Origin of the sequence: Paenibacillus algorifonticola, assembly GCF_000971975.1 — a bacterium.
Classification (GTDB): domain Bacteria; phylum Bacillota; class Bacilli; order Paenibacillales; family Paenibacillaceae; genus Pristimantibacillus; species Pristimantibacillus algorifonticola.
In genome coordinates this window covers 662-13,198 of record NZ_KQ040780.1, presented here as the reverse complement: position 1 = coordinate 13,198, position 12,537 = coordinate 662, and the positions used below count along the sequence as shown (strand labels likewise).

10 protein-coding genes are annotated in these 12,537 nt (G+C 45.6%); 3 read left to right on the top strand and 7 right to left on the bottom strand.

Annotated elements, in window-relative coordinates:
- Nucleotide 1: 1 nt before the first annotated feature.
- The 7 genes from WH37_RS02625 to isdC all read right to left on the bottom strand — a co-directional run bounded on the left by WH37_RS02625 (nucleotide 2) and on the right by isdC (nucleotide 8,710).
- The gene (locus WH37_RS02625) at nucleotides 2–772 is read right to left on the bottom strand and encodes an ABC transporter ATP-binding protein (protein WP_046229021.1); all 771 of its coding nucleotides are present in this window, start codon (nucleotides 770–772) and stop codon (nucleotides 2–4) included.
- Entirely contained in the window at nucleotides 762–1,745 is a 984-nt protein-coding gene (locus WH37_RS02620) for a FecCD family ABC transporter permease (RefSeq protein ID WP_046229020.1), read from the bottom strand. Before WH37_RS02620 ends, WH37_RS02625 begins: the two co-directional genes overlap by 11 nt.
- Before the next feature lie 53 nt (nucleotides 1,746–1,798).
- Nucleotides 1,799–2,752: a heme ABC transporter substrate-binding protein IsdE gene (gene isdE, locus WH37_RS02615; protein WP_046229019.1), complete on the bottom strand. Its 954-nt coding sequence runs from the start codon at nucleotides 2,750–2,752 to the stop codon at nucleotides 1,799–1,801.
- Between the two features lie 142 nt (nucleotides 2,753–2,894).
- Nucleotides 2,895–6,569: an NEAT domain-containing protein gene (locus tag WH37_RS33280; protein WP_052736761.1), complete on the bottom strand. Its 3,675-nt coding sequence runs from the start codon at nucleotides 6,567–6,569 to the stop codon at nucleotides 2,895–2,897.
- A 135-nt stretch (nucleotides 6,570–6,704) separates the two neighbouring features.
- Nucleotides 6,705–7,175 (bottom strand): NEAT domain-containing protein, encoded by a 471-nt coding sequence (locus WH37_RS02605; protein WP_046229018.1) that lies wholly within the window; start codon nucleotides 7,173–7,175, stop codon nucleotides 6,705–6,707.
- 68 nt (nucleotides 7,176–7,243) lie between these two features.
- Nucleotides 7,244–7,648 carry an NEAT domain-containing protein gene (locus WH37_RS02600; RefSeq protein WP_046229017.1) on the bottom strand — a complete coding sequence of 135 codons (405 nt, stop codon included), beginning with the start codon at nucleotides 7,646–7,648 and terminating at the stop codon, nucleotides 7,244–7,246.
- A gap of 21 nt (nucleotides 7,649–7,669) precedes the next feature.
- Nucleotides 7,670–8,710 (bottom strand): heme uptake protein IsdC, encoded by a 1,041-nt coding sequence (isdC, locus tag WH37_RS33275; protein WP_269431265.1) that lies wholly within the window; start codon nucleotides 8,708–8,710, stop codon nucleotides 7,670–7,672.
- Between the two features lie 507 nt (nucleotides 8,711–9,217).
- Between isdC and WH37_RS02590 the strand changes: the two genes are divergently transcribed.
- Genes WH37_RS02590 through isdG form a run of 3 tightly spaced genes read left to right on the top strand, consistent with a single transcriptional unit; the run spans nucleotide 9,218 to nucleotide 12,296 of the window.
- Nucleotides 9,218–10,186, top strand: a complete 969-nt coding sequence (locus WH37_RS02590) for an ABC transporter substrate-binding protein (RefSeq protein WP_046229016.1) — start codon at nucleotides 9,218–9,220, stop codon at nucleotides 10,184–10,186.
- Nucleotides 10,183–11,181, top strand: coding sequence for a FecCD family ABC transporter permease (locus WH37_RS02585; RefSeq protein ID WP_046229015.1), 999 nt, complete (start codon nucleotides 10,183–10,185; stop codon nucleotides 11,179–11,181). Before WH37_RS02590 ends, WH37_RS02585 begins: the two co-directional genes overlap by 4 nt.
- Nucleotides 11,178–12,296, top strand: a complete 1,119-nt coding sequence (gene isdG / locus WH37_RS36970) for a heme oxygenase (RefSeq protein ID WP_046229014.1) — start codon at nucleotides 11,178–11,180, stop codon at nucleotides 12,294–12,296. Before WH37_RS02585 ends, isdG begins: the two co-directional genes overlap by 4 nt.
- The last annotated feature ends 241 nt before the right edge of the window (nucleotides 12,297–12,537 follow it).

Sequence of the window (12,537 nt, the reverse complement as noted above, 5' to 3'; positions counted from 1 at the left end):
CTCAAATGCCGATCGGTACGACATAAAGCCCCGTATCGCTTTCTTGCTTAAGCAATACATTAACCTGATACGTTTCCTTAACGATTTCCTTCGTAATAACAGCCTCCGGCGTACCGCTCGCTACAATTTCTCCTGCTTTCATCACGACAATCCGGTCACTGTAGCGGATCGCTTGGTTAATGTCATGCAATACCATGACGATGGTCATGCCATGCTCCCGATTCAATGCCTTGACCAGCTCCAATATTTCAATCTGGTAATACATATCGAGGAAGGTCGTCGGCTCATCTAGAAACAATATCGGCGTTTTTTGCGCCAGTGCCATAGCGATCCATACCCGCTGCTTCTCGCCGCCAGACAGCTGATTGAGCCGCATACTGCGCTTCTGCTGCAGGTTGGTCGAGGCCAGAGCCTCTTCAATCGCCCGCTCGTCATCCTCATTCGCCTGTCCGAGGAAGCTGCGATGCGGCAGCCGGCCATAGCTGACCAGCCGCTCCACCGTCAAATCGTAAGGTGCCTCATTTTGCTGATGCACGACTGCGAGCTGTTTAGCAAGCTCCTTTGGCTTGATTTGGGCCAGCGACTTGCCATCGAGCAGCACTTCACCGTGAGCAGGCGCATAGTTCTGCGATAAAATACCGAGCAGCGTCGACTTGCCGCAGCCATTCGGGCCGATAATCGTCGTTATTTTCCCCATTTCAATTTTATCGCTGATGTTTTTAAGCTGGTCAGTCTTTTTGTCATAGGAGAATGTCACCTGTTTAATTTCCATAAACGCGCTCACTCCTTCTAAGCATAAAGATGAGGAATGGCCCGCCAATAATCGTCATAATGATCGAAGCCGGAATTTCCGTCGGCGCCAGCACCGTCCGTCCGAGCGTATCCGCTGCTAAAATCAGCAAGGCGCCGCCCAGCGCAGAAAACGGAATAAGCACCTTATGATCGGAGCCAACCAATGTGCGCGCAATATGCGGAACGAGCAGGCCGACGAAAGCAATTAAGCCGCCAATTGCCGTGGCTACGGATGCGAGCAGCACTGCTACGACTGAGATCAGCAGCCGTGCCCGCGTCACCCGCAGCCCGAGGTTTTTCGCCGTTTTGTCCTGCAAGCTTAGCATGTTGCACCATGAGCTCAGCAGCAAGGACAGCAGCAGGCCAACGACGCCATACAGCCCGATAATTTGCACATCCGTCCATGTTTTCATTGTGAAAATCGATGAAATCGCCTGATTGACGCTCGTAACCGCATAGCTGCCGCGATAATTAAACGACTGCCCCAGTCCTGTAAACGTCGCATTAATAGCAATACCTACGAGAATGAGCCGCAGCGGGCTAAGCCCCGACTTCCAGGACAGCGCATAAACGAGATAGCAGGCCAGCGCACCGCCGAAAAAGGAAAACAGCGGCATCCAGAAAAACAGCCCTGGAAAAATCGTCACAACGGTCAGCGATACTAGCCCTGCGCCGGATGATATCCCAATCACGCCTGCATCTGCGAGTGGATTTTTCATCACGGCCTGGAGCAATACGCCGGAAACGGCGAGCGCCGCCCCTGTAAGCAGGGAGACAATGATACGCGGAAATCGCAAATCTTTTATAACCTCTACTTGATCATTCGTTCCTGAAAATAAGCCCTGTACCAAATCCAAAATGCCTACCTTAATGCTCCCGGTCATAGCAGAATAAATGATAGCGGCTACCAGCAGAGCGATAACGACAATAAAACTGCCAACCTTCTTAATCATGACCAACGTCCTTTATAAAAAGTTCCCAAGCGAAACCGCCCGGTCATCTGCGCCTAGGGGTACAGCATCCCCATTAACGTATCGATTGCGTCTACAGCATACAAATTGCCCGTTGTACCAAATAACGCTTCCTCCAAATCGTATACACGACCATTTTGCACGGCGCTGAAATGCTTCCAAATGTCGTTTTTCTGGAATTCCTTATCGAACATTTTCACAACTTCCTCCGGCATGCCATGAGCGGCACGCAAAATCACATCCGGATTCGACTGCTGCAAATATTCCGTATTGGAGGCTAAATATTCTACCTCTTCACCCTGTACAATGTTGACGCCACCTGCAAGCCGGACCAGATCACCGATGTACGAATGCTCAGTCGCAACAAGATAGCTGCCGGGCACCCCTAGCAAAATCAATACACTTGGCTTTTTCTTTTCAGCGGTAGCTGTATGAATCTCTGCAACCTTCTGTTCGAACTTATCGATGATAGCTTGCGCTTGTGCTTGCTTATTGTACGTCTCGCCCAGCTTTTTAAGAGCATTATTCATACTTTCCACACTCGTAAGGTTTAGAAAATCAGCCTGCATCCCCGCCGCTTCAAAAACCGGCTTCAGGTCATACTCCAGCGTCGTCACCGACAAAATTTCTGTCGGCTTGAGCGATTTGACGAGCTCCATATCTGGGCTCATTGGATTGCCAACCCTTGTCACTTTGTTATAGCGGGCAGGCAGCGTCTTTGAGCTGGTCGGCACGCCTACAAGCTCGACTTCAAGCGCATCCAGCATTTGCGTAATCGCGACGGTTGTTGATACGACGCGCTGCTCTGCCACAGGAGAGGAAGGCGGCTCTACGGTATTTTTCGCCTGTTCCGCTTGCTCAGCCTGTGCAGCCTGACTTGCTCCCTGCTGCTCCTTCGCAGGCTCAGCTCCTCCAGCCGAACAGGCGGCCATTAACAGCAGCGCCAACAATCCAATCAGCCCCAGTATTTTGCCAAGAGCTTTATTCATGCGTTTATCTAACTCCTTTCATAAGAACATGACAAGGATACCGGTCTCCCGGCATCCTTGTCAGCTTTGCTTCACTTGTGTATGAACCGCAGCATTGCGTGCAAGGAAGGTTTTTATCTCCCTGTGCGTTCATGCATCCGGCTTATTTCATTTCCAGAAGCTTCATGATTAGCGTCAATGCCTCTGCTCTTGTTGCATTAGCAAGCGGCTCAAACTTATTGTCGCCTTTGCCTTGAACATAGCCGGCTTTTACAGCAGCGGCAATATCATTTTTCGCCCAGTCCGGAATCGAGGCAGCGTCTGCAAAGTTCAGCTCGTTCGTCTCATCAATGTCGAGCTTAGCTGCTCTTACGATAATGGACGCCAGCTCCGAACGGGTAATTTCTCTATTCGGAAGGAACGTTCCGTTCGCATAGCCAGAGATTAAGCCCGCTTTCGCAGCTCGATCAATATGCGGCTTCGCCCAAGCCGGGATTAGCTTGCTGTCATTGAATGTCGCACTTGTTGAGCCATCCGTGAGCTTCAAAGCCCGGCTGATTAGAACCGCAAATTCAGCGCGAGTAACGACGCCATTCGGACGGAATTTGCCATCGGAATAACCTTTGACGATACCAAGCTCAAGCGCTTTTTCAATGGACGCTTGTGCCCAATGGCCTTGAATATCCTTGAAGTCCGTTACAACCGGCTCGTTCAAATCATCTTTGCCTGCATTCGGATCTTTCTCTTCAATGACTTCCACATCGCCTACACCAGGTGCTACAGAGCCGGCTGTTGCTACCAGCGTGTTAGGATAGAACTCAATTTGAATATCATATTCGTGGAAATAGTTCATTGCAGCCCAATCAATTTTAACCCAGCCATCGATACGTTTGCTGAGATCAGGAACATTAAAATAGACAACCCGCGTGTTATTTACCGTATCTCTACTTTCAACACTAACACTGTTATTGTTGAATTTGAGACCCGTAATTTCCTTGTCCTGCTTAAGCGTCATATAGAATGTTTTTGTGCCGCCCGAAACTTTCAGCAGTCCTGGGGAGATAACGTAATCCTGCATGACGGACTTATTATCTGTTCCGTATTTTTTAATTTCAAACTGCAGGAAGTAGTTGCCGTCCGCCAGTTGGCCTGGAGTAACAACAGGAGGCAAATCGGTTCCTGGCGTTGTTCCCGGTGTTGTTCCACCGTCTGTCGATACTGCAATGTCCGCAAACTGTACCGCGTATTCAAGATCAGCTGCCAATCCGTTTACACCTAGAATTAGCGTGTACGTATCAGATAGATTAGGAACAGAGAATTTAACAGGTGTTCCTGTGGCAGCTGCTGCCATGACAAGCGTATTAACCAGTGCAGCCCCTGCATTAGATCCAGTTGTCACTGTAGAAGGCAAAATTTCTTCATTCGTCGCATTGTTTACTAGCTTTTTCACCGTAACGCCTACTTTTGGCGTAAAGGTTACAAGGTGATTTGCTCCCGACACGACCAAGCTTCCCGCTTCATCCAAATGGCCGGACAAATCTCCGTCAAGTGTCTTCACAACTAGCTTATAAGTGCCATCGCTCAACACTTTTGCAGCTTTAAACGCTGTGACTGCTTGCTCCAAGGAAGCTTTCGCTGCTGTTACCTGCGTTTTAGAAACTACTGCAACAGAAGCAAACGTTTTAGCCGTGTTAATAGCTGTTTGCAGCTTCTCTTTTGCCGCTGCCGGATATTCGCCTACAGCCGTTCCTGCAACTGCAGCATCATGAATGGCTTGTGCTGCCGCCGCATCCACATTCAATACCGAAGCATCTCCAGCATCAAAATTCAGACGAATATTATGATCTGCATTATAAGGATTGCCTGTGCGCGGATCAATCACATAAGGAATAAAAATGTGTACCTGTGCATCCAGTAAAGCCGTTAAATCATTGACTTTAAATTTGACGACCCGTGTGTCGGAGGCTGCATCATTGCTGACAATTTCCGTATCCACAAGTACGCCGTCTTCCTTCACTTTGAATGCGGTAACCAAACTGCTGCTCTTCACTGTGAAAATAACATAGGTTGAGCCGTCAATTGTCACCTTTTCAGCAGGGCTAACAAAATAGTCCTTCATCGTGGACAAGCTGTTTTGTGCAGCATGCATCACTTGGAAAGGCAGTATGCCAAATGTTCCTTCTTTAAACAAATCTAGCGCCGTTTGAAGAGCTGCTACTGCTGCTGCGATGTCTTTTTTAATGGCTGCTTTATTAGCCGCTACTGGACTTGCCAAATCAATAGCTGCTTGCAAGCTTGCCAGCTTATCGGTATTTTGTCCGCTCAACGGGCTGTCAGAGATGACTTTATGCAAGCCTTTGGCCTTTCCGATTGCAACGTTCAATGCATTAAGCTCATCCTTATTAAAGCTTAAATAAACAATCTGGCTTACTCCTGTCGCAACCGGAGTGAATTTGAAAGAAACGATACCGCTTGTCGTCGCTGTATTGCTGCGATTGAACTCCAGTTGGCCTACATACGTATCTTTTTCAACGTCGCGGCTAACTTGACCCAGCGTTCTGTTATGTGTACTTCCAGTAAAAGTAGCCGATCCATCCACAGCTGGGCGGAGGTAAAGAAGGGAACTCAAATCGATTTCAGAGCTTTTATTGATTGTAATATTGGCATACAATTTGTTTCCGGATTTCAGAACAGTTGCTGTTTTCCCGAAATAATCTACCCACTCGGATTGCTGAGCAGAAGAGGTCACATCAGTTAGCACAGACATATTTACCGTGCTTTGCGTCAATTCATTTGCCTTCAGATCATCGATCTTCGAAGTCAAATCTGCTGCTGCTGCATTAACCTCTGTCTGTGTTGCGTGTACATTGCTAATCGTTGTATTTGCTGTTGTAATCGAAGTGGAAACAGCCGTCTTCAAATCACTTGGATATTCTCCAGCTGAGCGTACGTCTGCACTTCCGCTTATCGCTCCAAATTCTTTGATTGTTGCAACAAAGGCCGAAGCCTCCTCAACCGCTTGAACTAATGCTGTTTTAGAAACAACAATTTTAAACGCTTCATAGTTTCTAAGAGCGGTGTCCAGTAACGAGTATCCTGCCGTTACCTGCTCGCTGCTTGGGCTGCTGTCAGCTGTCTGTTTTGCGACATGAATAGCATTATACAAAGAAAGCTTGGATCCAGGAATATAGTATCCATCGCCCGTTCCTTCATAAGTGCTCTCATATACCGATTGTGCTACCGCTATCAATTCATTGAACTGCGTAATATCAACAACGGGGGAGGGATTCTCATTCCCGCCACCTACTGGAACAATCGGTACATTTGTTGTATCGATTTTCAGCTGTACGTTATACCAGTTGTCATACACAAATGGCAAGCCCGTCGCAATAATATGAATAAGCACATCCTGCTTATCCAAAATACTGGACAATTCCATACGAGCGACAACCGAATCCGGATTATTATCAACAACTCTTGTCGTTACGGAAGTATAGCCTTCCATATTCGAAGGCACGTTGTTATTGATTTCAGCTTTTGGGCTGCCTGCATTGCGAGCAGAGAAATGCATAAACCATGTATAATTATTCCATTGATTTTCAAAGTAAAATTTTCCGTTTTCTACGATCAGCTTGCCTGTTCCTGCTTTTGCATAATCATTCATCACCGATGTTGATTCTTTACCATCATAAAGATACTTAAAACCTACATCATAGGTACCATCCGGTACAGTCACTTCAGCTGCTGCCTCTGCTGTTTTAGGGCCTATGTAGACCAATGAAAATAACAATACTGCTGAAAGCAGCATGGCAATCGCCTGTTTAAATGGCTTCTTCAATTTATTTACTCTCCTTCTAATTATCGCTTTCAAATCGGAAGCGAATGCTTGTTTTCCCTCTCCAGCTCTTCGCCATTCAAAGCGGCCTGCTTCTTAGGCAGACCGCTCATCTGGTTTATAGCGTTTTCTCTAGGATTAATAAGGGGCAATGCTGCTCTCATCAAATTGAATTTGAACTTTGTACCAGCTGTCATAGAAAAGGAATGGAATAACAACATGCGTTTTCGTTTCCAATTTCGCAGACAAATCTGCAACTTCGAAGCCTACCGTTTTCGTATTGCCTGAAGTTCCAATTAGATCAGCGTCTGTGTATACGCCGTCTCCGTCTTGGTCTACTTGGATATCAGGAATCCACGAAGCATTGTTCCAAGTCGTTTCTACATAGAATTGTCCATTTTCTACGATCAGCTTAGCAGGTTTAACTGCATAGCCATCCATCGTAGAAGCGCTGCTTGTGCCATCTTTAAGCACCGTGAAATTAATCGTATACTCGCCATCAGCAAGTGTCGGGTTAGCAAATGCTGGTGCTACAGCAAATGCCATAAGCAGCATAGCCACTAGTAGAAACATAGTCGAAGATTTTTTCAAAGATAAAGATTTCAGCATATTAAGTCTCCTTTTCGAATTCAAGATAAATGGTTATAGAAGGATAACGTTCGGATTAGCTATAGGGCTTACAGCCATTTAAATTGAATATCGTGTACAGTATCGTAAATGCCTGGAACGATAACATGGAGTTTAGCTTGTGTGTTAACGCTGAAATCATCAACTGTGAATGTGAATACCCGTGTGCTGCCAACGATTGTGCCGTAGTAAGTATGGGAACCCGAGCCATCAACAATCGTCAGGCTTTGAATGTAAGTTGTATCATTGAATGCAAGAGTTACCGTTTCGCCATCGCTAGCTACGGAAGCAGGCTTAACCGCATAGGAATTCGCCCAAGTGGAAATCGTTCCATCTGGTTTCAAAACATTGTAGTTTTTAGAAGTTGCGGCAAAAGCGGAACCTACTTGAACAATAAGTGCAACAGCCATAACCAACAGCATCAAAGGCATCATTTTTTTGAACGATTTCATCATAATCAAAACACTCCCTAGTTTTTAGTTTTTGGTTTTGTTCTTACGATAAAAATACATAGCAGCTCCTGCTAAAATAACGATACCAACAACCGTCAATGGCGTTGTCCAATTATTGGAACGCTCTTGAAGCGGTTCTACCTCTGCTGCGGCTTCTACAGAAACTGCTTCAGCAACATTAGCCTTGCCTGCATCCTCAGCCGTCACTTCGTTCTCGGTTGCACTGGCAGCGTCAACAGATTCGTCTGTTCCTTCTTCCAAAACCGCCTTGTCAGCTTCCTCTGGTGAAGCGGTTGCCTCATCTGCAGAAGTTGCTGCATCAGCTGATGCTTCCGGCGTCTCTACAGCTTCAGGAGATGCGCTTGCTGCTGTCTCCTTAGGCTCTGTCGATGATGGGGTAGCGCTTTCCGCTACGCTGCCAGCTGCACCTTTTTCTTCAACAGCAGTTGGCGTGGCTTGAGCCGAAGCTTTCGGTGTAGCTGCTGCTGCCCCAGAATTTTCATCCTTAGCAGGCACCTTGGTAGCTTTCGGGGAAGCAGTCACCTTAGGAGTTGGTGTGGCAATCGGCTTTGTTGCTGCAGACTCTGCAGGTTTGGGAGTGGTCTCCGTTGTCGCAGGAGTTTCTGCCTTGCTTACTAGCTTCAGGCTATTCGTATCAAAATCGAATCGTATAGTGTAGTCGTGATCATAATCAATATCGGGAACCGTAACATGAATTTTAGACAGCATCGTTTTAGACAAGTCGTCTACACTGAACTGTACAACCCGGGTATCATTAGCTTTGCTGCTGCTGACAACCTTCGTATTCACGAACCCCCCACCGCCAGGAACTTTGAACTCTGTTACCCAAGCACTATGATTAATTTGCAGCTGCACCGTTATTTTTCCGTTTTCAACGATAACCTTGGCAGGCTTTTCCCAATAATCATTTGCCATAGATGCTGATCCATCTTCAGCTTTCTTGATGACATAATCGATCGTATATGTACCGTCTGCCATGTTTTCTGCATAGGCAGCCGGCGCTGCGAGAAGAACCAAAAAACAAATAATTAAGAAGGTTGATATTGGGAGTTTACGAATGAAGTCTTTCTCCTCCTCTCCTGTCGTTTCGAAAAAATAGTTCAGAAAAGGTAGACAACAATCTAGTTAATGATTATCATTATCAATTGAGTGTCAAAAAAATACCTTTCCTTCCCTTCTCCTCAGCCTGCTTCTAAGCCTCTTCGCAGTTCTCAGGATGTCTAGCAAACTGTTTATCAGCTGCTCGACAATTTGATATTAACGTAATTGTATTAATTTTGTCAATCGTTTTTTACATATTTTTTTGTTTATTTTTCTTTAATTGATTTCAAAGTTTAAACAAACATTTTTTATTATACATTTTATATCTATCATCATTCGATTATTTTGATTATAAAGCTTGTAACATAATAAATTTAGATATTTATTTTACATTTGTCTATGTATTATTTTTTTCTATATATTGTTTATTTCTTATTGACATTGATTATCATTTACAATATCATTATTTTAATAATAATAATCATTATCAGATCGGATTGGGAGGATTATATGAAAATTTTATACCCTGTGATGCTGGCTCTGCTTCTCTTAGCCGCAGCAGGATGCTCGCAAACTGTTGATTCAAACGCTGCACAAGGGGTTACAAGCAATGATGAAAAACAGAATGCAGTGGCCATAACCGATTTTGCAGGAAGGCAACTAACATTTGCTGCTGTCCCATCGCATATTGTAGCGTTAAGCAATGGAGAAGCCGATATTATTTATGCCCTCGGGGGGACACTCGTCGGCCGACCTACCTCCTCCGTTCCATTAAGCAACGAAGAAGCAGAGGCAGTGGAACAAATCGGATCTACTCACGAGGTTGATCTGGAGAAAATCGCCTTTTTGAAAGCGGATGTCGTTCTTGGCAACAATCCTATGAATACGAAGGATATCCCCACTATTGAAAGCATTGGAGCCAAGATGGTGCTCTCCTCTGCCAATTCCATAGACGATATAAAAAAACAAATTACATTATTCGGCGAGCTGCTGCAAAAGCAAACGCGTGCGAAAGAGCTTATTGCTGAAATCGACGACAAGCTCAGTCAAATTGCTGCTAGTGCCAGCACAAACAAAACACGAGCTCTATTAGTATATGGTGCTCCTGGTACATTTATGGCTGCCTTGCCTAACTCGCTCAGCGGCAACATTTTGGAGATGGCAGGAGGAGAAAATATTGCTTCCGACTATGAAGCGCTTCAAAGCTATCCGCAATATGCGCAGCTCAATTCCGAAAGAATTGTTCAGTCCAATCCGCAAATCGTCATGATCATGACACATGGCAAACCGGAACAGGTCAAGGACGCTTTTCTGAAGGAAATGCGAAGTAATGCCGCTTGGAATGGACTTGATGCTGTAAAAAATAATGCCATAGAAGTGCTGCCTGCCGATCTGTTCGGCAGCAACCCTGGCACACGTATAACCGACGCGCTCACTCTAATGATAGAAATGCTGGATGGAGCGAAGACGCAGCGATGAATAAAACACAACGAAGCCGCCGGCGCAAATGGTCGATCGTAATTGCGCCTATTATTTTGCTACTCGTAACTTATTTCGGTCTCGTTTACGGCTCTGTTCCCATTACTTTAAAAGAGATTGGCCAGGTTCTCACTTCCGATGCCGATCCCCGTTACGAAACCATTATTATGAATTTAAGAATGCCACGCGTTATTATCGGTCTGCTGGTAGGTGCTTGTCTAGCTGCATCAGGCGCTCTATTACAAGGAGTAATGCGCAATCCCCTTGCTGATCCCGGTATTATCGGGGTTTCTGCTGGCGGCGGTCTTGCAGCTGTCATCACAATGGTTGTTCTTCCGCAGCTTGGCTATATGCTGCCAATAGCAGCCTTTTTAGGCGCAAGCATTACTTGTCTGCTGATCTATTTGAGCGCATGGGACAAAGGGACATCACCTATTAAAATCGTGCTCGCAGGTGTCGCTATTAATGCATTGCTCGGTGCTGTAACAAATGGACTTATGGTCGTCTATAGCGACCGTGTACAATCGGTCCTACCATGGCTTGCAGGTGGGCTGAACGGAAGAAGCTGGAGCCACCTCTCCTTCATGGCGCCTTATGCCATTGTCGGTTTGCTGCTCTGCTTCCTGGCCATTAAGCCGGCCAATGTGCTGCTGCTGGGCGATGACTCCGCCCAACTGCTTGGTCAAAAAGTTCAAATCCAGCGCTTCCTGCTCATTATTTTAGCTGCACTATTAGCCGGAGCCGCCGTAAGCGTCGCTGGACTAATTGGTTTTGTTGGACTCGTCGTCCCACATGCCGTTCGTTTAATTATCGGAGACGACTACCGCTTTCTCCTTCCGCTTTCTATAGTGGGCGGAGCATCTTTAGTCGTTTTAGCAGATACATTCGCACGTACCTGGTTTGATCCGATTGAGCTTCCTGTAGGCATTCTTCTCGCCTGTCTGGGAGCACCATTCTTTCTTTATTTATTACGCAAAAAGGGGGCAATACGATGAATGCTGCTATTAATATCGAAAATGTAGGCTTATCCGTCGGCGCTTTCGAAATGGAAGATGCCAATATGATTATCCCTTCCGGAAAAATCACGGCCATTGTTGGTCCTAATGGATCGGGCAAATCCACGATGCTGAAGGTTATTACCAAGCTGCTTACGCCAGACAAAGGCGAAGTATTTATTAATCAGAAGTCATTGAAAAGCTACAAATCCAAAGATTTTGCCAAAGATATTGCGATGCTTACGCAATCCAAAGAAATGATTCCCGACCTAACGGTACGTGAACTCGTTTCCTTTGGGCGTTCGCCTCACAAGCCTATGTTTAAAAACAAAATGACACACGAAGACAATGACATCATAGATTGGGCACTAACAATTACCGGAACTAAGCGTTACCAGCACCAAATGTTTTACACTTTATCTGGAGGTGAGCAGCAAAAAGCGCGAATCGCAATGGCGTTGGCGCAAAAAACGAATATTCTTCTGCTCGACGAGCCTACTACTTATCTCGATATCGCACATCAATTCGATGTGATGGAGATGCTGCAGCAGATTAATCGGGATCATCAGATTACAATTGTTATGGTTTTACATGACCTCCAACAAGCAGCTGCATACTGTGACCATATGATTGCTATGAAACGCGGATTAATTGCCATGACAGGGGAACCCCAAACCGTTTTAACTTCAGAGTTTTTAAAAGATGTGTATAACATGGATGCCCGTATCAAATTTGATGAAGGTTATCCCCTTATTATCCCGAATCCAAGAAAAAATCAGGAGGACACTAAAATGATTATTGTGACTAATGCCTCGCATATTACAAAAGGCAATGCCCATAAGTTGATCGAACGTTTCGATCGCGTTGGTGATGTTGAGAAAGCAGAGGGTTTCCTCGGCCTTGAGGTTTTGCTGACAGAGAAAACAAAAGACTATGAGGAAGTATCCATTGTTACACGTTGGAATACGAAAGAGGATTTCAATGCTTGGACTCGCAGCGACGCTTTCCGTGAAGCTCATTCTCGTCGTGGTGGAACACCGGACTACATTATTTCCAATACGATTACATTCTACGAAGTCAAAGTCATCAGACAACCGATTGCTGCGGTTAACTAGCGCACTGCTTTAAACAAGTTCTATTCCTATTAAAAAGAAGCTTGCAGAGCCACTCTTCATGTGGAGATGCAAGCTTCTTTTATGAGTTATAGCTGTCGCTCTTATCAATTTTCGGCAAATAAAAAAGCCCGCTCTTGCGCTCCAATTACTGAGCAAGTTCAGACATACTGTAAATCATATAATGGTCGGGACGACACGATTTGAACATGCGACCCCCTGGTCCCAAACCAGCTACCAAGCT